General features: G+C 64.2%; 20 protein-coding genes. 12 read left to right on the plus strand and 8 right to left on the minus strand.

What is annotated here, in order from left to right; genetic code table 11:
* The first annotated feature begins 43 nt into the window (after positions 1 to 43).
* Together JNC62_RS07985 and JNC62_RS07990 are read left to right on the plus strand one after the other, a co-directional pair.
* Entirely contained in the window at positions 44 to 1078 is a 1035-nt protein-coding gene (locus tag JNC62_RS07985) for a LacI family DNA-binding transcriptional regulator (RefSeq protein WP_374837623.1), read from the plus strand.
* 205 nt (positions 1079 to 1283) lie between these two features.
* Positions 1284 to 1700, plus strand: a complete 417-nt coding sequence (locus JNC62_RS07990; RefSeq protein ID WP_374837625.1) for an AprI/Inh family metalloprotease inhibitor — start codon at positions 1284 to 1286, stop codon at positions 1698 to 1700.
* 13 nt (positions 1701 to 1713) lie between these two features.
* Here the strand turns inward: JNC62_RS07990 and JNC62_RS07995 are convergent, their stop codons facing one another.
* On the minus strand, positions 1714 to 2493 hold the full coding sequence (locus JNC62_RS07995; protein ID WP_374837627.1) for a gamma-glutamyl-gamma-aminobutyrate hydrolase family protein: 780 nt from the start codon (positions 2491 to 2493) through the stop codon (positions 1714 to 1716).
* 524 nt (positions 2494 to 3017) lie between these two features.
* Between JNC62_RS07995 and JNC62_RS08000 the strand changes: the two genes are divergently transcribed.
* The 6 genes from JNC62_RS08000 (at position 3018) to JNC62_RS08025 (ending at position 9828) form a co-directional block, all read left to right on the plus strand.
* Positions 3018 to 5348 carry a putative bifunctional diguanylate cyclase/phosphodiesterase gene (locus JNC62_RS08000; RefSeq protein WP_374837628.1) on the plus strand — a complete coding sequence of 777 codons (2331 nt, stop codon included), beginning with the start codon at positions 3018 to 3020 and terminating at the stop codon, positions 5346 to 5348.
* Between the two features lie 253 nt (positions 5349 to 5601).
* Positions 5602 to 6381 carry an N-acyl amino acid synthase FeeM domain-containing protein gene (locus JNC62_RS08005; RefSeq protein ID WP_374837630.1) on the plus strand — a complete coding sequence of 260 codons (780 nt, stop codon included), beginning with the start codon at positions 5602 to 5604 and terminating at the stop codon, positions 6379 to 6381.
* Positions 6382 to 6548: 167 nt separating this feature from the next.
* Positions 6549 to 6773, plus strand: coding sequence for an aa3-type cytochrome c oxidase subunit IV (locus tag JNC62_RS08010; RefSeq protein ID WP_374837631.1), 225 nt, complete (start codon positions 6549 to 6551; stop codon positions 6771 to 6773).
* Positions 6774 to 6858: 85 nt separating this feature from the next.
* On the plus strand, positions 6859 to 8010 hold the full coding sequence (locus JNC62_RS08015; protein WP_374837633.1) for a Re/Si-specific NAD(P)(+) transhydrogenase subunit alpha: 1152 nt from the start codon (positions 6859 to 6861) through the stop codon (positions 8008 to 8010).
* A complete protein-coding gene (locus JNC62_RS08020; protein WP_374837634.1) occupies positions 8010 to 8420 on the plus strand; it encodes an NAD(P) transhydrogenase subunit alpha part 2 in 411 nt (136 codons plus the stop codon). Before JNC62_RS08015 ends, JNC62_RS08020 begins: the two co-directional genes overlap by 1 nt.
* Before the next feature lie 10 nt (positions 8421 to 8430).
* Entirely contained in the window at positions 8431 to 9828 is a 1398-nt protein-coding gene (locus JNC62_RS08025) for an NAD(P)(+) transhydrogenase (Re/Si-specific) subunit beta (protein WP_374837636.1), read from the plus strand.
* Positions 9829 to 10067: 239 nt separating this feature from the next.
* Here JNC62_RS08025 and JNC62_RS08030 read toward each other — a convergent pair whose 3' ends face one another.
* Entirely contained in the window at positions 10068 to 10952 is an 885-nt protein-coding gene (locus tag JNC62_RS08030; protein ID WP_374837638.1) for a tetratricopeptide repeat protein, read from the minus strand.
* A gap of 275 nt (positions 10953 to 11227) precedes the next feature.
* Positions 11228 to 11455, minus strand: a complete 228-nt coding sequence (gene rpsU, locus JNC62_RS08035; RefSeq protein ID WP_037155834.1) for a 30S ribosomal protein S21 — start codon at positions 11453 to 11455, stop codon at positions 11228 to 11230.
* 326 nt (positions 11456 to 11781) lie between these two features.
* On the opposite strand from rpsU, the gene JNC62_RS08040 reads away from it, so the two are divergent.
* Genes JNC62_RS08040 through JNC62_RS08055 form a run of 4 tightly spaced genes read left to right on the plus strand, consistent with a single transcriptional unit; the run spans position 11782 to position 16968 of the window.
* On the plus strand, positions 11782 to 13035 hold the full coding sequence (locus JNC62_RS08040; protein ID WP_374837640.1) for a sarcosine oxidase subunit beta: 1254 nt from the start codon (positions 11782 to 11784) through the stop codon (positions 13033 to 13035).
* Positions 13036 to 13092: 57 nt separating this feature from the next.
* Complete coding sequence (locus tag JNC62_RS08045; RefSeq protein WP_374837642.1) at positions 13093 to 13437, plus strand: sarcosine oxidase subunit delta; 345 nt, start codon at positions 13093 to 13095, stop codon at positions 13435 to 13437.
* Positions 13434 to 16427, plus strand: coding sequence for a sarcosine oxidase subunit alpha (locus JNC62_RS08050; RefSeq protein WP_374837644.1), 2994 nt, complete (start codon positions 13434 to 13436; stop codon positions 16425 to 16427). Before JNC62_RS08045 ends, JNC62_RS08050 begins: the two co-directional genes overlap by 4 nt.
* The gene (locus JNC62_RS08055; RefSeq protein ID WP_374837646.1) at positions 16420 to 16968 is read left to right on the plus strand and encodes a sarcosine oxidase subunit gamma; all 549 of its coding nucleotides are present in this window, start codon (positions 16420 to 16422) and stop codon (positions 16966 to 16968) included. The genes JNC62_RS08050 and JNC62_RS08055 overlap by 8 nt, the downstream gene beginning before the upstream one ends.
* 39 nt (positions 16969 to 17007) lie before the next feature.
* Here JNC62_RS08055 and JNC62_RS08060 read toward each other — a convergent pair whose 3' ends face one another.
* From JNC62_RS08060 to glgC, 5 genes are all read right to left on the minus strand, one after another.
* The gene (locus tag JNC62_RS08060) at positions 17008 to 17496 is read right to left on the minus strand and encodes a MaoC family dehydratase (RefSeq protein ID WP_374837648.1); all 489 of its coding nucleotides are present in this window, start codon (positions 17494 to 17496) and stop codon (positions 17008 to 17010) included.
* A gap of 118 nt (positions 17497 to 17614) precedes the next feature.
* Entirely contained in the window at positions 17615 to 19576 is a 1962-nt protein-coding gene (gene glgX / locus JNC62_RS08065) for a glycogen debranching protein GlgX (RefSeq protein WP_374837902.1), read from the minus strand.
* A 28-nt stretch (positions 19577 to 19604) separates the two neighbouring features.
* Positions 19605 to 21233: an alpha-D-glucose phosphate-specific phosphoglucomutase gene (locus tag JNC62_RS08070; RefSeq protein WP_374837650.1), complete on the minus strand. Its 1629-nt coding sequence runs from the start codon at positions 21231 to 21233 to the stop codon at positions 19605 to 19607.
* A 3-nt stretch (positions 21234 to 21236) separates the two neighbouring features.
* Entirely contained in the window at positions 21237 to 22676 is a 1440-nt protein-coding gene (gene glgA, locus JNC62_RS08075; RefSeq protein WP_374837652.1) for a glycogen synthase GlgA, read from the minus strand.
* A gap of 12 nt (positions 22677 to 22688) precedes the next feature.
* Positions 22689 to 23951 carry a glucose-1-phosphate adenylyltransferase gene (glgC, locus tag JNC62_RS08080; RefSeq protein WP_374837654.1) on the minus strand — a complete coding sequence of 421 codons (1263 nt, stop codon included), beginning with the start codon at positions 23949 to 23951 and terminating at the stop codon, positions 22689 to 22691.
* Positions 23952 to 23958 lie beyond the last annotated feature (7 nt).

A 23958-nucleotide genomic window follows, 5' to 3' on the forward strand; every position in this document is an offset into this window, starting at 1 on the left:
AATAAACGATTTAAACGTCGCATTTGCAGATCCGGTGAGGGGCATGGCGCAGAAAGTCAAACTGTCCACGATCGCGGAAACGCTCGGGGTCTCCACCGCAACCGTGTCGCTTGCGCTGCGCGACAGCCCGCTCGTTGCGCTCGCCACCCGCGACCGCATCAAGGAGCAGGCGCGTGCGCTCGGTTACATCTACAACCGCCGTGCGGCCAGCCTGCGTACATCGCGGTCGGGGATCATCGGCGTCGTCGTGCACGACATCATGAACCCGTTCTACGGCGAGATCCTCAAGGCGATCGAGAGCGAGCTCGACCGCGACCGCCAGACATTCATCCTCTCCAACCACTACGACTCGGTCGAAAAGCAGCGCAACTTCATCGAGACGCTGCTGCAACTCGGCGGCGACGGGGTGATCATGTCGCCGGCGATCGGCACGCCGCCGGAGGATATCCTGCTGGCCGAAGACAACGGCATGCCGGCGATCCTGATCGCCCGCTCGATCGACGGTCTGGACGTACCGATCTTTCGCGGCGACGACTCCTACGGCATCTCGCTCGCCACCAACCATCTGATCGGCCTCGGACACCGTGTGATCGCCATGGTCGGCGGGACCGACCAGACCTCGACCGGGCGCGACCGCTACCAGGGCTATGTGAACGCGTTGCGCAAGGCCAATATCGAGGTCGATCCGGGCCTGCGCATTCCGGGTCCGCGCTCCAAGCAGGGCGGCTTCGAGGCGGCGGTGCATTTCCTGTCGCTGCCGCAGAAGCCGACCGCCGCCGTCTGCTGGAACGATCTCGTCGCCATCGGCCTGATGAACGGCATCGCGCGTGCCGGACTCGTGCCGGGCCGCGACGTGTCCGTGACCGGCTATGACGACCTGGAGGAAGCGGCAATCGCCACGCCCTCGCTCACGACCGTCTGGAATGGTCAGTCCGAGGTCGGGCGCAGTGCCGCCCGGGCGTTGCTGGACAAGCTCTCCGGAAGCCACGAGCCGGACGGCATCCACCTGATCAAGCCGGAAATGCGCATTCGCCAGTCGACCGGTCCCTTGAAGCACAACGGACACGACGCCGCCTGAGGGCGAAGGGGGCAGCCGCGTGACGCCATGGCCGATCCGGTCGCGGTACCTGCTGGCCTGGTTTCGTCGGGCAGGCCGCTGGCTCCGGTGCCGGAAACGCCGCGCCGACGCGGTGTCGAAAAACGGCCAGGATGCGGCCGTTAAGATCTCGTCAAGCATACGGGAGCAAGCTTTCTCCGAATCGCCCCCGCTTCGGAGAGAGCCCATGCGAAAAGTGATGCTTCCGGCTGGTTGTGTCCTTGCCCTTCTTGCCGGTATCTGGTCGCTGGATGGAGCAAGCCTGCCCGACGTGGACCCGGTGATCTCTGGCTCAGTCCACAACGACGCACCTGCGGGTGACAAGCTTTTCGCCGTCACGAATGTCGAAGCCGAAACGGCCTGTGCCGTGTCGCGCGGCGAAAAGTTGACCAACAGAAGCATGCGCCTTGCCGCTGCCAGGGGCTGCGAGCAGGTCTGGCCCGGCTTGTCGCATGTCGTGACCTGGACCGAGACCGGCGACGGGACGGTCGTCCTGTCGGATGCCGCCGGCGGCGCCGTGCTGACGCTGAGCGAAGGCGATGGGATGGCCTACGAGGCCATCGACCCGTCAAACGCTGTGATCACGCTGAACGCTGCGGATTGAGGTTCGCTGCCGGTCAGCCGGCAGCTTGGCGCACCGGCCGAACCACCTTCGAATCCGCATAGGCGCGGACGGCCTCGCCAAAGGCTGCGAACAGCTTGTTTGAAGGTTCGTCGGAACCAACCCAATACTCGGGATGCCACTGGACACCGACGGCAAACGCCTTCGAGCCGATGACCGAAACAGCCTCGATCGTGCCGTCTTCGGCCAGGGCCTCGACGGCAAGCTGCGGGGCGGTCGCCGAAATCGCCTGCCGGTGCAACGAGTTGACACGCACCGTCCCGGCGCCGATGACCGAAGCGAGACAGCTTCCCTCCCGGACGATCACGTCCTGGCGGATGCCATAGGCCTCGTCGAGGTCTGTCGTGTTCGGCTTGCGGTGATCCCAGTTGCCAGGGATTTCCTGGATCTCGTTCGCCAATGTTCCGCCGAGCGCCACGTTCAGTTCCTGCAGCCCGCGACAGATCGCGAGCAGCGGGATGCCGCGCTCCAGCGCGCGCTTGATGAGGGGAAGCGCGGTGGCGTCGCGGGCGAGGTCGAACGGGCCGTCCGCCTCGGTCGCTTCGCTGCCCCAATAGGAGGGATGCACGTTGGTGCGCGAGCCGCTGACCAGAAGGCCATCCACGCGGTCGAGGATTTCGTCAAAGTCGTGCCCGCTTTCCAGCGCCGGCACCAGGAACGGGATGACGCCGGCGCCCTTGACGGCGGCGCGGACATATTGGTTCGGCGTGGCCTGCCAGACATTGCCCTCGATCTCGCGGATATCGGCGGGGATGGCGACGACAGGTTTCGGCATGCTGAACTCCGATCGAATTGGCTTGTCGATGCCGCGGCAAATTCGATCAAGCCTTGTCCACGTGCAAGCTGTCGCGCCTCGCGCAACACGCTGTCCGATGGGTTTGCCGATAAATCGCAACCCAGTCAATTCCCAAGCTTGGAGCGGCGGGAGATTTATTGCGATTGCGGGCCTGGGGACTGCTCGCCTGCGCCGCGTGGTGATAGGTCAGAACCGACCAAGCAAAATTGACCTTTGGTTCATCATGTTTCTTGAAAGACGACGTGCTGCAATGAAATCGCCGTGAGGCCGGCCGCGGGCGTCGTTCGGGCCCGACGTGCGATTTCCGCACCAATCCGCTATGTGAGGTTGCGTTTTGTGCGGTTCCTGGAGAGGCCAGCGCAAGAGGGGGTTGAACAGGTATGCAAAGGCAGAGGCAAAACGGCGGCACGCCGGTGCGCACTCCGTTCAATCGGACAATTTCGGGAAATCATTCATTAAAATTTGGCCTGTAACGCTCGCCCGGCAATGGGAGCGCCGAATCCATGAAGGATCGAGGTCAAAGCACGCTGCCGGCGGATGTGTATCTGTCGTTCGTCAGTTCGCTTTACGGAAACCGCCAGACCCTGTTTGTCGGCATGATTTCTCATGTCGTCACGTTCGCGTTCGTCTATGCAAAGACCGCCGATCCGTTCTTCCTCGTCTGTTGCGCCGCCGTCGTCCTTATCTGGTCCCTGCGTGCCCACGGCATGCGCCGCTTCGACCTCGTCGATCACTCCACGCTCGGCAGTGACGGAATCCGGTACTGGGAGAACTGGTACAATACCGGCGCAGTCGGCACGACACTCGTGCTCGGCATGGCCAGCGGCTACAGCCTGCTGGTCAGTCGCGACAGCTTTGCGGAACTCGCCTGCATTTCCGTGACGCTCGCCACCATGGTGTCGGTGGTGGGGCGCAACTGCGGCTCGAGCCGGGCTGTCGACTACATGAGCTTTTCCGCCTGCTTTCCGATGGTGGTGGGTTTTCTCGGCCTGCAGGATTTCTACCACGCCGTGCTGGCGGTGCTCATTCTGCCCTTTATCGTGACGACCAGGATCATGGCGAACGGCGTGCGCAGCTTCCTGCACAAGGCCGCGCTGGCAACCCGCGAAATCACCATCATCGCCGACCGTTTCGATGCTGCGCTCAACAACATGCCGCACGGGCTGTTCATGCTGGATGCGGACCAGCGCATCCTCGTCGCCAACCGTCGTGCCTGCGAATTGCTGCAGCTCGGCGACAAGGATCGACTGAAGGATTGCCACCTCGACGTCGTGCTGCGCTACGGGGTGCGAAACACCTTCCTGAACGCGGAACAGAGCCGGGGCGTGCTGCGACAGCTCGACGAACTGTTGAAGGGCGAACGCTCCCGCGCGCTCGTGCAGATCACCGACGATTTCTACCTGGAGTTCACCGCCAGCCGCCGGGAAAACGGCGGTGCCGTGCTGATTTTCGAGGACGTGACGGCGCGCATGCGGGCGGAGAGCAAGATCCTTCACATGATCCGCTACAACAGCCTGACCGGGCTGCCGAACCGCACCTATTTCAGCGAATTGGTTCAGGCGGCGCTGGCCAAACGCAAGCGGCCGGGCACCGTGGGCTTCATGGTGCTCGACGTCGACGAGTTCAAGCACGTCAATGACATGAAGGGGCACGTCATCGGCGACCGGTTGCTCTGCCTGATCGCAGAACGCATGCGCAAGGCGGCCGGCGACAAGGCGATCGCCGCCAACCTGATGGGCGACGAGTTCATCCTGTTCTTCCCCAACGAGAACGACCGCACGGATCTCGAGGACCGCATGCGCCGGATGCACCAGCAGTTGCGGGGCGCTTATGAATTGGCCGGAACGACGTTCAACGTCTCGCTGAGCGCCGGATGCGTGCTCTGCGACAGCGAAGAATTTCGCATGGAAGACATGCAGATCAAGGCCGACCTTGCCTTGTTCGAGACCAAATCGCGCGCCAAGGGCGGCTTCACCACGTTCGAGGAGGAGATGGATGCCCGCTATGTCGATCGCCAGAAGCTGAAGGCCGACCTGCGCGAGGCCGTTGCCAAGGACGAACTGTCGATCGCTTACCAGCCGATGTTCCAACCCGACGGATCGCGCATCGAATGCTGCGAGGCGTTGGCGCGATGGACGCATCCCGAGCGGGGGCCGGTTTCGCCCACGGTCTTCATCCAGATCGCCGAGGAGATGGGGATCGTCTCCGAGATCACGCGTCTGATCATCGAGCGCGCCTGTGCGGACTGCGCCAGCTGGCCCCAGCACATGGGTGTCTCCGTCAACCTGTCGGTGCAGGACCTGCGCAACGCGGAAATCGTCAACGTCGTCACGGATGCACTGATCGCGTCCGGCCTCAGGCCGTCGCGCTTGCATCTGGAGGTGACCGAGAGTTGCCTGATGGAGGAGCCGGTCAAGGTCAAGGCGGTGCTGCAGGAGCTTCGCGCGCGCGGCATCACCATCGCCATCGACGACTTCGGCACGGGCTACTCGAGCCTCAGCTATCTCGACGCGCTGCCGCTGGATGTCATCAAGATCGATCGATCCTTTGTCCGCAACATCGTCGAGGATGCGCGTCGCTTCAAGCTGCTGCGCGGTACGGTCAATCTCTCGCGCGAACTCGGTCTGAAGATCGTCATTGAAGGCGTCGAAACGCGCGAACAGCTGGCGCTGATCAATCAGCATCGATGCGCCGATCTGGTTCAGGGATATGTTTTCGCGGCACCGATGTCTTCGGCCGCGCTGATGGACCTGACAGAGACGCTGGCCCGGACCTCTCCAGACACACGACCTGGGGCGCGTCGCGGTCTGTCAGATTCGCTTGCCACGCTTTAGCTCCACGTCCCTTCGCATGTCTGGCCAAAACCGGTTCCCGCTTTTGGGAAATATTCTGTAGACGCGGGCGTCGCATCGCCTGCTGTCTCAAAGCGCCGGCAACCCTCAAGATCCTCCTAAAATACTGATTTTCTTATATACTGGAAAAGCCTGTTAAGGTTAATAGATGGTAATTTACACAAATTGATCGAAATGATTGAGTGTGCGCCTGCGGCGCTGCGGCCGCGGTCAGTCAATCGGGGATTTGTGTCTTATGGCCAGCGTACAATCGGCGACCAATCGGTTCTCGGACAAGCTCATGCAGTTGCTCGACCGGGTGGAATACCGCCGGGTGGAAACAGGGGAAGACATGGAGGAGGTCGCGCGCATCCGCTACAAGGCCTATAAGGCCGGTAGCGTCATGCAATTGGGCGACGACTCACCGCTGCTGATCGACGAAGCCGACTTCGACAGTCACGCTTATGTGTTCGGGATCTACTACGAGGAGCGTCTGATCTCGACGGTGCGTCTGCACCACGTCACGCCCGAGCATCGCGTCACTTCGTCCGGCAAGGTGTTCCCGGACGAAATCAATGCCTTCCTCGACGCAGGTATGACGCTGATCGATCCGGTCCGCCTGGCCGCCGATCCGGAAGTCTGGACCGAAATGCCGGCGATCCCCTACCTCACGCTGCGGCTGGCCACGATGGCGACCGACTATTTCCAGGCCGATCGCTGCCTGCAGATGGTCAAGCCGGCGCATGCGGCTTTCTACAAGCGGGTGTTCGATGCGGATTTCGTCGCCTCGCCGAAGAGCAACCACGGCAAGTTCATCATCGACCTCATGCTGCTCGCCACCCGCGTCAAGGATGTCCTGCCGTCGCTCTATGTGCGGTTCCCCTTCTTCAAGTCGGAAGCGTTCGAGCGGCGGATGCTGTTCGGGCGCGGCGAAGAGATGCAATTCAGTCCGCTGACGGTGCGCCCGACCGCCCGGCTGGCGCATTTCGGCGCCGTTGGCCGCATCCAGATCGGCGAGGCGGGGCTGCGAGCCTGATCCGTGCGTCCCATGTCGCAACTCGAGCGACAAATGTCGAGGTGCGACTCTGTCCCGCGTTGCGCTTTGACAATCCATTGTGTAAGCGATGGCAACAGGGGCCTTGTGGCCCGCGTTGACGGATGCGCTTTTTAAGGGACGGGCGCAGGCAAACAGGAGACGATAGCATGGCTGAACTTCATACCGGACCGGTCGAAACGGGTGCTTCGATGGACTACCCAGAGCACGAGAAGACCTACGCCTTCTTCCTCAATGCGGCCAAGTACGGCACGATGTTCTGCGTGACGCTGCTCATCGCAATGGCCGCCGCCTTCTTTACCAGCGCCGGGTTCTTTTCCGGGCTCGTTCTCCTGATCGTTCTCAACGTCCTCGGCTTCATCGTTCTGCGCTGAACGTTCTCGAGCCGACGACGGAATGCGGCGCCCCCTGTCGGGGGCGCCTCTACATAGCGCTGCCGAACTGGGGGAGGATTGGCGTGTGAGTGGAATTGTGTTCGTGGCGCGGGAGGTGGATCCTGCGGAAAGCCGGGTTGCGGCGTCCGTCGAGACGGTGAAGAAGATGAAGGGGCTCGGCTTCGACGTGGTCGTCGAAGGAGGGGCAGGCCTTTCGTCGCGCATTGCCGACACGGATTATGAGGCCGCCGGAGCCAGGATCGGCTCGACTGCAGACGCAAAGGGCGCCGACGTGGTGCTCAAGGTGCGGCGGCCGACCGACAAGGAAATCAAGGCCTACAAGTCCGGCGCGCTCGTCATCGCGATCATGGATCCCTACGGCAACGACAAGGCGCTCGCCGCCATGGCCAAGGCCGGGCTCACGACATTCGCCATGGAACTGATGCCGCGCATCACCCGCGCGCAGTCCATGGACGTGCTTTCCTCGCAGGCGAACCTGGCCGGCTACCAGGCGGTGATCGATGCGGCCGCCGAATACGACCGCGCGCTGCCGATGATGATGACGGCGGCTGGCACCGTTCCGGCCGCAAAGGTCTTCGTCATGGGCGCAGGCGTTGCCGGCCTGCAGGCGATCGCCACGGCCAAGCGGCTCGGTGCCGCCGTGTCCGCCACCGACGTTCGCCCCGCCGCCAAGGAGCAGGTCGCTTCTCTCGGCGGCAAATTCATCGCCGTCGAGGACGAGGAGTTCAAGGCGGCCGAGACGGCGGGCGGCTACGCCAAGGAAATGTCGAAGGAATACCAGGCGAAGCAGGCGGCGCTCGTCGCCGACCACATCGCCAAGCAGGACATCATCATCACGACTGCCCTTATTCCCGGCCGGCCCGCGCCCAAGCTTGTCACCCGTGACATGCTGAAATCGATGCGTCCGGGCTCCATCGCCGTCGACCTCGCCGTGGAGCGCGGCGGCAACATCGAGGGCTCCGAGGCCGGCAACGTCGTCGAGGTCGAGGGCGTCAAGGTCATCGGCCATCTCAATATGCCGGGCCGCATCGCCGCATCCGCCTCGCTGCTCTACGCCAAGAACCTCGTCACCTTCCTGGAAACGCTGGTCAACAAGGAAACCAAGGCGATCGCCGTCAACCCCGACGACGAACTGGTCAAGGCAACCATGCTGACCCATGCGGGGCAGGTCGTCTATCCGGCCTTTGCTGCCGCCCCGACCAAGGAGAACGCGTGATGGCCAATGAACTCCTGGACAAGGCGCTCACCGATCTCGAGCGCGCCGTGGAAGCGGTCCGCACGGCGGCCGAATACGCCCCCGAGGCCGCCGGCGCCGTGGCGCATGGCGTTTCCGGCGGGGCGATCGATCCGTTCGTCTTCCGGTTGGCGATCTTCGTGCTGTCGATCTTCGTCGGCTACTACGTCGTCTGGTCGGTGACGCCGGCGCTGCACACGCCGCTGATGGCGGTGACCAACGCGATCTCCTCGGTGATCGTCGTCGGCGCCCTGCTCGCCGTCGGCATTTCGCTGTCGGGCATCGCGACCGGCTTCGGCTTCGTCGCCCTGGTGCTTGCCTCCGTCAACATCTTCGGCGGCTTCCTCGTCACCCAGCGCATGCTGGCGATGTACAAGAAAAAAGAGAAGTGAGGGCCGGCTGATGTCTCAGAATCTCGCAGCCTTCCTCTATCTCGTCTCGGGCGTGCTGTTCATCATGGCACTGCGCGGCCTCTCGCACCCGACCACCAGCCGGCGCGGGAACATGCTCGGCATGACCGGCATGGGCATTTCCATCGTCACGACGCTGATCCTGGCGGCGCCCTCTTTCGGCGGGCTTCTGCTGATCGTCGTCGGCCTGGCGCTCGGCGGCGGCGCCGGCGCCTATATCGCCCGGTCGATCCCGATGACCTCGATGCCGCAGCTCGTCGCCGGCTTCCACTCGCTGGTCGGCCTCGCCGCCGTGCTCGTGGCCGCAGCCGCGCTCTATTCGCCGGCTGCCTTCGGCATCGGCGAGGTCGGTTCGATCCACGGCCAGGCGCTGGTGGAAATGGCGCTCGGCGTCGCGATCGGCGCGATCACCTTTACCGGCTCGATCATTGCGTTCCTCAAGCTCGACGGGCGCATGTCCGGCAAGCCGATCCTGCTGCCGTCGCGCCACCTGATCAATGCTGCGTTGCTGGCGCTGATCGTCTTCTTCATTGTCGGTCTGGCGCTGACCGAGAGCCACTTCAATTTCTGGGCGATCGTGCTGCTGTCGCTGGCGCTCGGCGTGCTGATCATCGTGCCGATCGGCGGCGCCGACATGCCGGTCGTCGTCTCGATGCTGAACTCCTATTCGGGATGGGCTGCGGCCGGCATCGGCTTCACGCTCGGCAACCTGGCGCTGATCATCACCGGCGCGCTCGTCGGCTCGTCGGGTGCGATCCTGTCCTACATCATGTGCAAGGGCATGAACCGCTCGTTCATCTCGGTCATCCTCGGCGGTTTCGGCGGCGAGACCGTCGCGGCCGTCGACGACGGGATCCAGCGCACGGTCAAGCAGGGCTCGGCCGACGACGCCGCCTTCCTGATGGCGAATGCGTCCAAGGTCATCATCGTGCCGGGCTACGGCATGGCGGTGGCACAGGCGCAGCACGCGCTGCGCGAGCTCGCCGACAAGCTGAAGGAGAACGGCGTCGAGGTGAAGTACGCGATCCATCCGGTCGCAGGGCGCATGCCCGGTCACATGAACGTGCTGCTGGCGGAAGCCAACGTCCCCTATGACGAGGTGTTCGAGCTGGAGGACATCAACTCCGAGTTCGCGCAGGCCGACGTCGCCTACGTCATCGGCGCCAACGACGTCACCAACCCGGCCGCGCGCGACGACAAGGCCTCGCCGATCTACGGCATGCCGATCCTCGACGTCGACAAGGCCAAGACCTGCCTGTTCGTCAAGCGCTCGCTCGGCTCCGGCTATGCCGGCATCGACAACACGCTGTTCTACAAGGACGGCACGATGATGCTGCTCGGCGACGCCAAGAAGATGACCGAGGATATCGTCAAGGCGATGAACCACTGAGCCGTCGCAATCGGCGAAATGTACAAGGCCCGCGAGACGATCGCGGGCCTTTTTTTGTTGGTGAGTCTGCAATCAGCAGCGCCGCGTCTGCGGCGCAAATGACTCTATTGCGCTCAAGGACTTGAGCGCGCTGGATGCCGGATCAAGTCCGGCATGACGGAACTGACTGCGCACGACCAAAACTGCGAAGCCCGCTATGCAGCGGGCTTCTCAGTTGATAGCTGGAAATAGAGGGCCGGTTACGCCGTTTTGCCGCGAGTGCGGGCCAGGCCGTCTTTGGCCGGCTGGTACTTGGGATCGAGCCCCAGTGCGTGCGAATAGGACTTGGCGGCCTTCGCCATGTCGCCGCGACGCTCGTAGATCAGCGCCTGGTTCGCCCAGGATTCGGCAATCTTGCCGTCGAGCGTGATCGCGGTGTTGAAATCGGCAAACGCGTTTTCATCGTCCCCCTGCGCGGCGTAGGAGAGGCCGCGGCCGTTATAGGGCTCCGGCGAACTGGGCGACAACGAAATCGCCTTTGAGAAGTCCTCGATGGCGGGGCCGTGCTGGCCGCGCTTCTGGTAGATCAGGCCGCGGTTGTGATAGGCGCGCGGATCGGTGGTGTCGAGTTCGACCGCCTTGTTGAAGTCGGCGAAGGCGGCATCGATGCGCCCGGCCTGGCGGTAGAGATTTCCCCGCCCGATATAGGCGACGTCGTAGTTCGGATTGATCTGCAGCGCAGCATTGTAGTCGGCGGCCGCTTCGGCCAGGTTGCCGAGGTTGCGCTGGACGAGCGCGCGATTGGCATAGGCCTGGTAGAAGCGCGGGTTCAGCTGGATCGCTCTGTTGAAGTCGTTCAGCGCGTCGCGGAACTGGCCGGCGCGGCCATAGGCGGAGCCGCGAACGTTGTAGCCTTCCGGATCCTGGGGGTTGGCGGCGATCACGCTCGACAGCGAGGAGATGTTCTCCGAGGAGCCCTGCGCGCGCTCGACGCGCATGACGTCGGAGGTGGTGTTGCTCTGGCAGGCGGTCAGCAGCCCGGCTGAGGCAAGGGCGAGAAAAGCGACGGCAGCCGGCCTGCGAAGGTTCGTGGCATCAGCGAAGCGTTTCAGCGTGAAGGTGGAATGCGCCGTATTAGCTGCCATCAAGATCTGATCCCTCAATAAAGCGCATTGCGCCGATCCTGCACCCCGTCGCGCCGGCGTGACCTGCCACCGCTGGGCTCGTTCCATCGGACAGCGCTTTGGAGACAAACCTCATGCGCCGGCTGCCCAGCGGCGCGATCGGTACCCACCTCGCGGCGGATTGGAGCAATGCGCGGGTCCCCGGGGCGCAAGGCCCGACGCGCATCAAAAAAGGCGGTGGCGATCCTATCGCCCCCGCCAGACCTTGCATCGGAAAACGTCGAAAAAACGACGGATCAACGACCCGTGCGGCCGCCGGCAATCAGGCCTTCGCGCTGTGCACGCTTGCGGGCGAGCTTACGGACGCGGCGAACGGCTTCGGCCTTCTCGCGGGCACGCTTCTGCGACGGCTTTTCGTAGTAGTCCCGCATCTTCATTTCGCGGAAGATACCTTCGCGCTGCATCTTCTTCTTGAGAGCGCGGAGCGCCTGATCGACGTTGTTATCGCGGACTAGTACCTGCACGAGTATCCCGTTCCTTTGGTTTGTGTTGGACGCCTCGGGGAATCAGGTCGACGAGGCAATACAAAAATGGTTTCGCAGCCCAGCAGGCACGCGAGTGGGAGGTCGGATACCAGAACATTGTGCGGAAGTCCAGACGTCCCGCTCGAAACCACGGGAAAAATCACCGGGCAGCGCCGCAACACGCGCTGCGACGGCCGGTATCGGACCGATGTCGCAAGGCGCGCAAGCCACGCCGGAATGCGTCGCAAAGAAAACGTTGTAACGTCCCCAGATTTGCTTTCTATCGACGACACGGAAATCGAGCCGGACTTACGGAGTAGAGGCGGATGCGCAAATATTCGGTCTTTGCCGTCGCACGCGAGGCGTTGCGCGGCCACACGGGATGGGAGCCACAATGGGCATCGCCCGAACCGCGCAAGGAGTATGATGTCATCATCATCGGTGCGGGCGGTCATGGCCTCGGGACCGCCTACTATCTGGCCAAGGAGCACGGCATCACCAATATTGCCGTCCTCGAGAAGGGCTGGCTCGGCGGCGGCAACACCGGCCGCAACACGACGATCATCCGCTCGAACTATCTCTATGACGAAAGCGCGGCACTCTATAACCACGCGCTGAAGCTTTGGGACGGTCTGTCGCAGGAGCTGAACTACAACGTCATGTATTCGCCGCGCGGCGTGATGATGCTCGCCCACAACGTCCACGACGCGCAGGGCTTCAAGCGTACCATCCACGCCAACCGCCTGAACGGCGTGGACAACGAGTGGCTGACGCCGGAGCAGGCCAAGGAATACTGCCCGCCGCTCGACATCTCCCGGTCCGCCCGCTACCCGGTCGTCGGCGCGACGCTGCAGCGCAAGGGCGGCACTGCCCGCCACGACGCCGTCGCCTGGGGCTACGCCCGCGGCGCCTCCGATCTCGGCGTCCACATCATCCAGAACTGCGAGGTTACCGGCATCCGCCGCAATCCGGACGGTTCCGTCGCCGGCGTCGAGACGACGCGCGGGTCGATCAACGCGAAGAAGGTCGGCGTCGTCGCGGCCGGGCACACCTCGGTCGTCATGCAGATGGCCGATATCCGCATGCCGCTCCTCAGCTTCCCGCTGCAGGCGATGGTCTCCGAGCCGGTCAAGCCGATCTTCCCTTGCGTCGTCATGTCGAACACCGTGCACGCCTATATCTCGCAGTCGGACAAGGGCGAGCTGGTGATCGGTGCCGGCACCGACCAGTACCAGTCCTACTCGCAGACCGGCGGCCTGCACATCATCACCCACACGCTGGATGCGATCTGCGAGCTGTTCCCGATGTTCACCCGCATGAAGATGATGCGCTCCTGGGGCGGCATCGTCGACGTGACGCCGGACCGTTCGCCGATCCTGGCCAAGACGCCGGTCAAGGGGCTCTACGTCAACTGCGGCTGGGGCACCGGCGGCTTCAAGGCGACGCCCGGCTCCGCCCATGTCTTCGCCCACACGATCGCCCGCGACGAGCCGCACCCGATCAATGCGCCCTTCACGATGGAGCGGTTCCGCACCGGCCGCCTGATCGACGAGGCTGCCGCCGCCGCCGTGGCTCACTAACCTTCTTAAATCGCCTGCGCTCTTCATAAAGAGGGGCGGCAGGCAGGAGACGACAAGATGCTGCTGATCCATTGCCCCTACTGCGAGGAAGAGCGCCCGGAACTGGAATTCCGCGGCGCCGGCGACGCCCATATCCTGCGTCCAACCAACATCGCTGACATCTCGGACGAAGAGTTCGAGGCCTTCTTTTTCCTGCGCGACAACGTCAAGGGTCTCGTCTACGAGCGCTGGCGCCACATCCACGGCTGCGGCCGCTTCTTCAATGCGGTGCGCGACACGGTGAGCGACAAGTTCGTGACGACCTACAAGGCCGGCCAGCCGCGGCCTGATCTCTCGCCGGCACCGAAAGCGACGGAAAAGACCGTCGAAACCTATGAAGCGACGGAAGGAGTGGCAGGATGAGCGGGGCCAATCGTATTGCAGGCGCTGGCCGCCTGACCCCCGCCCGCACGGCGAGGTTCACCTTCGACGGCAAGAGCTACGAGGCGCTGGAGGGTGACACGGTCGCCTCGGCGCTGCTCGCCAACGGCGTCCATCTCGTCGGCCGCTCGTTCAAGTACCACCGTCCGCGCGGCATCCTGTCGGCCGGCGCCGAGGAGCCGAACGCGCTGATCGACGTCGAGCGCGACGCCGCCCGCAAGCAGCCGAACGTGCGGGCGACCGTGCAGGAGGTGTTCGACGGGGCGAAGATCTCGTCGCAGAACCGCTGGCCGTCGCTTGCCTTTGACGTCGGTGGCGTCAACAACCTGCTGTCGCCCTTCTTCGCGGCCGGCTTCTACTACAAGACCTTCATGTGGCCGAAAGCCGCCTGGGAAAAGTTCTACGAGCCGCGCATCCGTGCGGCCGCCGGCCTCGGCGTTGCGCCGACCCAACCCGATACCGACCACTACGCCAACCGCTTCGCCCATTGCGACGTGCTCGTCGTCGGGGCTGGCGTTGCCGGTCTTTCGGCGGCCCTTGCCGCGGCAGAGAGCGGTGCGCGCGTGATCCTTTGCGACGAGCAGCCGGAAGTCGGCGGTGCGCTGCACTATGACACGTCGGTCAAGATCGATGGCCAGGATGGCTTCGCTTGGGCACAGGCGACCGCCGCCCGGCTTGCGGCGATGGACAACGTCACCGTCCTGACCCGCACAACCGCCTTCGGCTACTATGCGCAGAACTTCGTGGTTCTGGCAGAACGGGTCACCGACCACCTTGCCCGTCCGGACCGCAAGCTGCCGCGCGAGCGGATGTGGCAGGTGCGGGCCAAGCGCGTGATCCTGGCGACCGGCGCGATCGAACGCCACATGGTGTTTGCCAACAACGATCGCCCCGGCATCATGCTGGCCTCGGCGGCGCGGACCTACCTCAACCACTTCGGCGTTGCTGTCGGCAAGAAGGTCGGTGTCTACACCTCTAACGATTCGGCCTACGAAGCGGCTTTCGACCTGCATCGGGCCGGCGTCCGGATCGCCGCGATCGTCGACAACCGCAGCAAGCCGGGCGAGGGCGTCCTCGCCGAAGCGCGCAGCCTCGGCATCGAGGTGCTGACCGGCCATTCGGTGATCGACACCAAGGGACACCGCCGGGTCAATTCCATGACGGTCGCCCGCAACGGCGGCGGCGGAAATCGCAGCATCGCCATCGACGCATTGATCATGTCGGCGGGCTGGACGCCGTCCGTCCATCTGTTCTCGCAGTCGCGCGGCAAGGTCGCCTACAACGCCGAGACCGGCCAGTTCCTGCCGGGCACCTACGCGCAGGATTGCCTGTCGGTCGGCGCCTGCAACGGCACCAATGGCCTGCAGGCAACCGTCGAGGAAGCGCTCGCCGCCGGTGAACTGATGGCGCGCGCGACCGGCAGCAAAGCCGGCGGCAAGGTCGAGATCCGCGCCGAGAACGCCTTTGAATGGACCGGGGGCATGGCCGGTGCGGCCGAAGGGGCGGGCGCCAATGACAACGTCAAGGCGTTCATCGACTTCCAGAACGACGTCTGCGCCAAGGACATCCGCCTTGCCGTGCGCGAGGGCATGCACTCGATCGAGCACATCAAGCGCTTCACCACCAACGGCATGGCGACCGACCAGGGCAAGCTGTCCAACATCCATGGCCTTGCGATCGCTGCCGAGACGCTGGGCCGCGACATCCCGAAGGTCGGCCTGACCACATTCCGCGCGCCCTACACGCCGGTGACCTACGGGACGATCATCAACCACTCGCGCGGCGAGCTCTTCGATCCGACCCGCAAGACGCCGATGCATGCCTGGGAAGAGGCGCATGGCGCCGTGTTCGAGGACGTCGGCCAGTGGAAGCGTGCCTGGTACTATCCGCGTGCCGGCGAGACCATGCACGAGGCGGTCAGCCGCGAGTGCAAGACGGTGCGCGATGTGGCGGGCCTGTTCGACGCCTCGACGCTCGGCAAGATAGAGGTGGTCGGCCCGGATGCGGCCGAGTTCCTGAACCTGATGTACACCAACGCCTGGGACACGCTGAAGCCCGGCCGCTGCCGCTATGGCATCATGCTGCGCGAGGATGGCTACGTCTATGACGACGGCGTCGTCGGCCGCATCGCCGAGGACCGCTTCCACGTCACCACCACGACCGGTGGCGCGCCGCGGGTGATGAACCACATGGAGGATTACCTCCAGACCGAGTTCCCGCACCTGAAGGTATGGCTGACCTCGACCACGGAGCAGTGGGCGGTGATCGCCGTCCAGGGGCCGAAGGCGCGCGAGATCATCGCGCCGCTCGTCGAGGGCATCGATCTGTCGAACGAGGCTTTCCCGCACATGAGCGTGCGCGAGGGCAAGATCTGCGGCGTGCCGACCCGGTTGTTCCGCATGTCGTTCACCGGCGAGACCGGCTTCGAAGTCAACGTCCCGGCCGATTACGGCCAGGCCGTCTGGGAGGCGATCTGGGCCCGGGCCGAGCCGATGGGCGCCTGCGCCTACGGCACCGAGACGATGCACGTCCTGCGCGCCGAGAAGGGCTACATCATCGTCGGCCAGGACACCGACGGCACGGTGACTCCCTTTGACGCGGGCGTCGGCTGGGCGGTCTCGAAGAAGAAGCCCGATTTCGTCGGCATCCGTGGCCTGAAGCGCCCGGACCTCGTCGCCGAGGGCCGCAAGCAACTGGTCGGCCTCAGGACCAAGGACCCGACGGTGGTGCTGGAGGAGGGCGCGCATATCGTCGCCGATCCGAACCAGCCGATCCCGATGAAGATGCTCGGCCACGTCACCTCGTCCTACTGGTCGTCGAACTGCGGCCATTCGATCGCCCTGGCGCTCGTCGCAGGCGGCCAGGCCCGCATGGGCCAGACGCTCTACGTGCCGATGCCCGATCGCACGATCGCGGTCGAAGTCTGCGACATGGTCTTCATCGACAAGGAAGGAGCACGCCTCAATGGCTGACCAAGCATTGCGAAAAGCGCCGCTCGGCGGCTTCCACGGCGGCTCCGGCGCCGCCCAGGTCTCCGCGGCCGGCCCGGCGACGCGCCTGTCATTGCGTGCCCGGCCCGACGCTGTCACCGCGTTGTCTCGCGCGCTCGGCGTCGACCTGCCGACGGACCCGAAGACATCGTCCTCCAAGAACGGGCGTCATGCGCTCTGGCTCGGCCCGGACGAGTGGCTGCTGATCGACGAGAATGGCGCCGATCTGGCCGCTGCGGCGGCCAAGGAGGGCGTGCTGCATTCCGCTGTCGATATTTCCCATCGCAACACGGCGATCGTTGTTGCCGGACCGAAGGCGGCGCTGGCAATCGCTTGCGCCACCCCGCACGACCTTTCGCCGTCGGTGTTTCCGGTCGGCGCCTGCGCGCGGACCGTGCTCGGCAAGATCGAGGTCGTGATCTTCCGGACCGGCGAGGAGGAATATCGGGTCGAGTGCTGGCGGTCGTTCGCCCCTTATGCGTCGGCGATGCTCGCCGAGGGAGCCGAAGACGCAGGCATTTGAGCCCGCGTCTGCATCAGGCTCGCGACAAAGACTGGCCGGTCATGCATCTTCCGGCCGGTCCTTCGGGTCGAACTGGATGATCGTGATCCAGTTCGCCGTCAGCGCCGGCTTGCGTTCGTTCTCGACGTCCACCGTCACGTCGTAGGTGACCATCAGCATGCCGGCGCCGCGAAACCGGGCTTCAGCCATGGTGAACCGGCCGCGAACGCGGGCGCCGCTCTTCACCGGTGTCATGAAACGCACCTTGTCGAAACCGTAATTGATGCCCATCGTCTGCTCGATGACGCGCGGCAGGCAGTCATAGTTCATCGCCGAGAGCAGGGACAGCGACAGGAAGCCGTGCGCGATCGTGCCGCCGAACGGCGTTTCCGCCGCCGCGCGAACCGGATCGGTATGGATGAACTGGTGGTCTTCGGTCGCCTCGGCAAAACGGTCTATCATCGTTTGGTCGACGGTAAACCATTTCGACACGCCGATCTCCTTGCCGACGAGGTCCTTGACGTCGGAAAGGTGTATTTCGGCAGGCATTGGCGATCCTTTCGTTCGGCGCGTGGCGAAGTTTTCAGGCGATGTTTATCGCATGGGCCGCTGAATCGTAACCGGTATTCGTAACAATTGTACCGGGACTACGCATGAGCCGGTCGAGCTATGCGAGGAGAAAATCCACGCTGCGCGGCATCACTTCCGTCACTTCTGCGCTGGAACCTGTCAGCAGGCTGCGCCATTTTTTGTTGGCGACGCAGGGCAGGGACAGCGGCAGCGTTTCATGGCTTCGGTTGAAGCACACTGCAAGTCGCACCGTTTGCCCGCTTTCGGCGTCCGGGCTGTTGAGGATCATGGCCAGCGAGGACGCCGACGGCGTTTGCCAGTCGCGGGCCTGCATCGGCGCACCGTCCAGCCGCCGCCATTCGACGTCACCCTTGCCGTGGTAGAAGGCCGGATCGGCAAAGATGGAGAACCGCCTGCGGATGTCTGCGAGCGCTGCGACATGGGCGATTAGGTCCTCATCGAGTTTTGCCCAATCGAGCCAGGTCAGCGCGTTGTCCTGGCAATAGGCGTTATTGTTGCCCTTCTGGCTGCGCCCGCCTTCATCACCCGCCGTGAGCAGCACGGTTCCCTTCGACGCGAAGAGGCTGGAGAGCAACGCTTTGATGTCGCGTTTGCGCGCCGAGAGCACGGTTGGATCGCCGGTCGCGCCTTCCACGCCATTGTTCCAGGAGTGGTTTTCGTCGTGGCCGTCACGGTTATGCTCGCCGTTGGCCTCGTTGTGCTTTTGGGTATGGGAGACGATGTCCTTCAGCGTGAACCCGTCATGGGCCGCAACGAAATTGACGCTGCGCGTCTGCGTCACGCCATCGTGCTGGAAAATGTCGGCGGAGCCGGAAAGAACGGTCGCGAATGCGCCGAGCCGGTCGGTATCGCCGCGCCAGAACAGCCGGGTGCCGTCGCGGAAACGATCATTCCATTCCAGGAACGGGGCCGGAAAATTGCCGAGCTGGTAGCCGCCGGGGCCTATGTCCCAGGGTTCGGCGATCAGGATGCGGTCGGAAAGGATGGGATCGGTCCGCATTTCCGAAAACAGTGCCGCCTTGGGGTCGAAACCGTTGGCCTCGCGTCCGAGGACCGTGGCAAGATCGAAGCGGAAGCCGTCCACGCCGGCGTTGCGGACGAAATGGCGCATGCTGTCGAGGATCAGTCGCCGGACGACCGGGTGCGCGCAGGCAATGGTGTTGCCGCAGCCCGTGTCGTTGACCAGTTCGCCCGGCCGGCCGGGCCCATGGCGGTAGTAAGTGAGGTTGTCGAGGCCGCGCATCGACAGCGTCGTGCCGAAGCGGTCGCTTTCGCCGGAGTGGTTGAACACCAGGTCGAGGATGACGCCGATGCCCTCGGCGTGCAAGGCGGCGACGGTCGCGGCAAGCTCGCTCATGCCGCCGGGCGCAAGCATGGGGTCGAGCGCCATCAGTGCGATCGGATTGTAGCCCCAGCTGTTGTGCAGCCCGAGCGGGGGAAGGTGTCGTTCGTCGATCCAGGCGACGATCGGCATCAGTTCCACGGCATCGACGCCGATGTGCTTCAGATGGGCGATCACGGAAGGATGGGCGAGCGCGCCGATGGTGCCGCGGGCGTCTTGCGGAATGTCGGGATGGAGCATGGTAAAGCCGCGCACCGCCACCTCGTAGACCAGTCCGCCCGGACGAAATTGCGGCGGCACAGGCGACACCGGCGCATCGGTCGTGACAATGGCCTTCGGCACGAGATCGGCGGTGTCCTCGCCATGCCGGTTGAGGCGGACGTTATGAACGAAGCGCCGGTCCAGCTGCTTGGCGTAGGGGTCGACGAGCAGCTTGGTCGGATCGAACCACAGGCCGTGATCGGGCGAATGGACACCGTCGGCCCGATAGCCATAGCGCGTTCCTGGCCCGGCGCCCTCGACGAAGACCCGATGCACGTCGCCCGCCTCGCGCCGCATCGGCAGCCGCCGCGTTTCCGCCTTGCCGTTGTCGTCGAAGAGGCAGAGATCGATGCGCGCGGCATCGCGGGAGTGGACGGCGAAGGTGACGCCGCCATCCACCACGGTCGCGCCAAGTGGTTCTGCCACCGTCGGCACGGGGGCGGCGTCAGGCACCACGGTCACCTCACGTGATCACGCTCGGGGCGCTGCGGCCGGTGCGGGCCTTGATGCCGGCGATCTCGTCGGCGATGGCGATGAGATCGGCAAGCGCTTCCTGCGTCTCCATGCCATGGCGCGAGGCGTCCGGCTCGAAGCGCTCGATATAGACGCGCAACGTGGCGCCCGCAGTACCGGTTCCGGACAGGCGAAAGACGATGCGCGAGCCGCCGACAAAGAGGATGCGGATGCCTTGATGCTTGCTGACCGACTTGTCGATCGGATCGTGATAGGCGAAGTCGTCCGCCATCTCGACCACGCGGCCGTCGAACGCCTTGCCGGGAAGATCGGCAAGCCGCTTGCGCAAGTCTTCGATGAGACCGTTTGCGGCTTCGGTTTCCACCTCTTCATAGTCGTGGCGGGAATAATAGTTGCGGCCATAGGTCGCCCAATGCTTCTGGACGATGTCGAGCACGCTTTCCTTGCGCACCGCGAGGATGTTGAGCCAGAGCAGCACGGCCCAGAGGCCGTCCTTCTCGCGCACGTGGTCGGAGCCGGTGCCGGCACTTTCCTCACCGCAGATCGTCACCTTGCCGGCGTCAAGCAGATTGCCGAAGAACTTCCAGCCGGTCGGCGTCTCGTACAGGCCGATGCCAAGCTTTTCGGCGACGCGATCAGCCGCGCCGCTGGTCGGCATCGAACGGGCAATGCCGGCAAGCCCCTTGCTGTAGCCGGGCGCGAGATGGGCGTTGGCGGCGAGAAGCGCGAGACTGTCAGACGGGGTGACGAAGATGCCGCGACCGATGATCAGGTTGCGGTCGCCGTCGCCGTCCGATGCCGCGCCGAAATCGGGCGCATCGTCGGCCATCATCGCCTCATAAAGAGCGCGGGCGTGGACGAGGTTCGGATCGGGGTGATGCCCGCCGAAATCGGGCAGCGGCATGAAATTCAGCACCGAGCCCTTCGGGGCGCCGAGGCGGTTCTCCAGGATCTCCTTGGCGTAGGGTCCCGTGACGGCGCTCATGGCATCGAACACCATGCGGAAGCCGCCGGCGAACATGTCGCGGATCGCGCCGAAGTCGAACAACTCTTCCATCAGTTCGGCATAGTCGGTGACCGGGTCGATGACCGCAACGGACATCCCCGCGACGGTATGCTTTCCCTCGAGGTCGAGATTGATATCGGCGGCATCCGCGATCTTGTAGCTGTCGATCACCTTCGAACGGGCAAAGATCGCATCGGTGATCTTTTCGGGCGCAGGGCCGCCGTTGCCGATGTTGTACTTGATGCCGAAATCTTCGGTCGGTCCGCCCGGATTGTGGCTGGCCGAGAGGATGATGCCGCCAAAGGCCTTGTTCTTGCGGATCAGGTTCGAGGCGGCAGGGGTCGAAAGAATGCCGCCGCGGCCGACGATCACCTGCCCGAAGCCGTTTGCCGCCGCCATCTTGATGGCGATCTGGATCACCTCGCGATTGTAATAGCGACCGTCGCCACCGATCACGAGCGTCTGCCCGGCGAACCCTTCAAGCGAATCGAAAATCGACTGGATGAAGTTCTCCGCGTAGTTCTTCTGCTGGAAGATCGGCACCTTCTTGCGCAGGCCGGACGTTCCGGGTTTCTGGTCGTCGTATGGCTTTGTTTTTACGGTGGTAATCATGGCTTACACTCTCGCGAGAAGGCTGGAATAGAGGCCGGCATAGCGTTCGGCGCTTCGCTTCCAGGAAACGTCCGACTTCATGCCCTGATTCTGCAATCGGGCCCAGACCTTGGGGTCCCGAAATGCGGTGAAAGCGCGGCGAAGTGCCTGACGGAATGCGTCGGCCGTGACCGGGGCGAACTGAAAACCGGTCGCGACCCGGGCGGAAAGTGCGGCCTCGTTGGCATCGATCACCGTGTCGGCAAGCCCGCCGGTCCGGGCCACGATCGGCACGCAGCCATAGCGCAGACCGTAAAGCTGGGTGAGGCCGCAGGGTTCGAACCGCGAGGGGATGAGGATGGCGTCTGCGCCGGCCTGCATCAGGTGGGACAAAGGCTCGTTGTAGCCGATGACGACGCCGACCCGCCCGCGATGGCGCGACGCGGCGGCCAGCAGCGCGCCCTCCAGGCCCTGATCGCCGGTCCCCAGCACCGCCAGCGTGCCGCCTTCGGCAACGATCCAGTCGGCGAGTTCGGCGATGAGGTCGATGCCCTTTTGCCAGGCGAGGCGGGAAACGACGCAGAAAACCGGCCCGCCGCCGTCCGCCAGTCCGAACCGATCGAGCAGGGCCTGGCGGTTCTTCGAGCGCGCGCGCAGCGCCCCGGGACCATAGTTGGCGGCGATGTGTGGATCCGTCGCCGGGTCCCACACAGCCGTATCGATGCCGTTGACGATGCCCATCAACTCGCTTGCGCGGGCGTTGATGAGGCCGTCAAGCCCCATCCCGAATTCGGGCGTCCTGATTTCCTGCGCGTAGGTCGGGCTCACGGTCGTCACCTCCCAGGCCGTCCGCAGGCCGCCTTTCAGGAAGCTGACGTCGCCGTAATATTCGAGCCCCTCGATGCTGAAGGCTTGCGCCGGCAAGCCGAGTTCGGGAAAGATTTCGGGGCCGAACTGTCCCTGGAAGGCAAGGTTGTGCACCGTAACGATGCTGGGGATGTGCCCGAGACCGGTATAGCGCATGTAGACGGGAGCCATCGCCGCCTGCCAGTCATGCGCATGGACGATGTCCGGCGTCCAGTCCGGCAGCAGGCCGCGCGCGATCTCCGCGCCCGCATGCGAAAGGGCAGCAAACCGTTTCCAGTTGTCGGGATAGTCCTTGCCGGTCGTATCCACATACGGCCCGCCGCTGCGGTCGAAATAGCCTGGCGCGTCAAGGACGAAAAGGTCGAGCCCGGCATGCTGCGCGGCAAGGATGCGCATCTCGTCGCCGAACACGCTCGTCAGCGTCGCGATCTTGCGCGGTTTTGTCAGTTGCTGCATCACCGCCGGATAGCCGGGCAGCAGCGTCCGCATCCGTATGCCGTTGCCGTCGAGGGCCAGCGGAAGCGCGCCGGTGACGTCGGCAAGGCCGCCCGTCTTGATAAGCGGAAACACCTCGGATGCCACCGAAAGTACGTTCATCGGTAATAATTCCTAGAGTTCCAGCCGGTCGATCATCGGCTGCGTGATCAGGCAAATGCCGTTGTCGGAGCGACGGAAACGCCGGCCGTCCAGTTCCGGATCCTCGCCGACGATCAGTCCCTCCGGAATCACCACGCCGCGGTCGATCACCACATTGGTCAGTTGCGCATGCCGGCCGATCGTCACGTCGGGAAGGACGACCGCACCTTCCAGGCGGGAATAGGAATTGGCGCGAACGCCGGTGAAGAGCAGGCTCCGGTGCAGCGACGAGCCCGAGATGATGCAGTTGCCCGACACCAGCGAGGAGATCGCCGAACCACGGCGGTCCTCGTCGTCATGGACGAATTTCGCTGGCGGTGTGATCTCGGCATAGGTCCAGATCGGCCAGGTGACGTCGTAGATGTCCAGTTCCGGGGTCACGTCGGTCAGGTCGATGTTGGCCTGCCAGTAGGCGTCGACCGTGCCGACGTCGCGCCAATACGCCTCACGCTCGAAATCGGAACGGACGCAGGACGCGGTGAAGCGATGGGCAACCGCTTTGCCGTTCTCGACGATGTAGGGGATGATGTCCTTGCCGAAGTCACGGGTGGAGTTCGGATCGGCGGCGTCGCGGCGGAGAATGTCCATCAGGAACTTCGTGTGGAAGACGTAGATGCCCATCGAGGCGAGCGCCATGCCGGGATTTCCGGGAATGCCGGGCGGATCGGCCGGCTTTTCGACGAAGGCGATGATCTCGTCCTTTTCGTCCACCTGCATGACGCCGAAGCCGGTGGCCTCCACCCGGGGCACTTCGAGGCAGCCGATCGTCACCTGGGCGCCGGAATCGACGTGCTGCTGCAGCATCAGCTCGTAGTCCATCTTGTAGACATGGTCGCCGGCCAGGATCACCATATATTCGACGCCATAGTCCTCGATGATGTCGATGTTCTGGTAGACCGCATCGGCGGTGCCCTCGTACCATTGCGTCTCGGAGACGCGTTGGCTGGCGGGCAGGATATCGAAACTTTCGTTGCGCTCGGGGCGGAAGAAGTTCCAGCCGCGCTGCAGGTGGCGGATCAGCGAGTGGGCCTTGTACTGGGTGGCCACGCCGATGCGGCGGATGCCGGAGTTCAAGGCATTGGAGAGGGCGAAATCGATGATGCGGGCCTTGCCGCCGAAATAGACCGCCGGCTTGGCGCGCCGGTCGGTCAGTTCGTTCAGGCGGCTCCCGCGCCCGCCGGCAAGAACATAGGCCATCGCGTCACGCGCGAGGGGTTGTATCCGCTTCTGCTCCATCGTGTCC

The sequence above is a fragment of the Mycoplana ramosa genome (assembly GCF_041930185.1).
In the GTDB taxonomy this organism is placed as follows: domain Bacteria; phylum Pseudomonadota; class Alphaproteobacteria; order Rhizobiales; family Rhizobiaceae; genus Mycoplana; species Mycoplana ramosa.

Excerpts from the sequence above, each read along its gene's own strand:
- JNC62_RS07990 (WP_374837625.1), top strand. The coding sequence starts at position 1,284 with ATGCGAAAAGTGATGCTTCCGGCTGGTTGTGTCCTTGCCCTTCTTGCC.
- JNC62_RS08010 (WP_374837631.1), top strand. The coding sequence starts at position 6,549 with ATGGCTGAACTTCATACCGGACCGGTCGAAACGGGTGCTTCGATGGAC.
- JNC62_RS08030 (WP_374837638.1), bottom strand. The coding sequence starts at position 10,952 with ATGGCAGCTAATACGGCGCATTCCACCTTCACGCTGAAACGCTTCGCT.
- JNC62_RS08055 (WP_374837646.1), top strand. The coding sequence starts at position 16,420 with ATGGCTGACCAAGCATTGCGAAAAGCGCCGCTCGGCGGCTTCCACGGC.
- JNC62_RS08050 (WP_374837644.1), top strand. The coding sequence starts at position 13,434 with ATGAGCGGGGCCAATCGTATTGCAGGCGCTGGCCGCCTGACCCCCGCC.
- JNC62_RS08060 (WP_374837648.1), bottom strand. The coding sequence starts at position 17,496 with ATGCCTGCCGAAATACACCTTTCCGACGTCAAGGACCTCGTCGGCAAG.
- JNC62_RS07985 (WP_374837623.1), top strand. The coding sequence starts at position 44 with ATGGCGCAGAAAGTCAAACTGTCCACGATCGCGGAAACGCTCGGGGTC.
- JNC62_RS07995 (WP_374837627.1), bottom strand. The coding sequence starts at position 2,493 with ATGCCGAAACCTGTCGTCGCCATCCCCGCCGATATCCGCGAGATCGAG.
- JNC62_RS08000 (WP_374837628.1), top strand. The coding sequence starts at position 3,018 with ATGAAGGATCGAGGTCAAAGCACGCTGCCGGCGGATGTGTATCTGTCG.
- JNC62_RS08070 (WP_374837650.1), bottom strand. The coding sequence starts at position 21,233 with ATGATTACCACCGTAAAAACAAAGCCATACGACGACCAGAAACCCGGA.
- glgA (WP_374837652.1), bottom strand. The coding sequence starts at position 22,676 with ATGAACGTACTTTCGGTGGCATCCGAGGTGTTTCCGCTTATCAAGACG.
- JNC62_RS08020 (WP_374837634.1), top strand. The coding sequence starts at position 8,010 with ATGGCCAATGAACTCCTGGACAAGGCGCTCACCGATCTCGAGCGCGCC.
- JNC62_RS08045 (WP_374837642.1), top strand. The coding sequence starts at position 13,093 with ATGCTGCTGATCCATTGCCCCTACTGCGAGGAAGAGCGCCCGGAACTG.
- JNC62_RS08040 (WP_374837640.1), top strand. The coding sequence starts at position 11,782 with ATGCGCAAATATTCGGTCTTTGCCGTCGCACGCGAGGCGTTGCGCGGC.
- JNC62_RS08025 (WP_374837636.1), top strand. The coding sequence starts at position 8,431 with ATGTCTCAGAATCTCGCAGCCTTCCTCTATCTCGTCTCGGGCGTGCTG.
- glgC (WP_374837654.1), bottom strand. The coding sequence starts at position 23,951 with ATGGAGCAGAAGCGGATACAACCCCTCGCGCGTGACGCGATGGCCTAT.
- JNC62_RS08005 (WP_374837630.1), top strand. The coding sequence starts at position 5,602 with ATGGCCAGCGTACAATCGGCGACCAATCGGTTCTCGGACAAGCTCATG.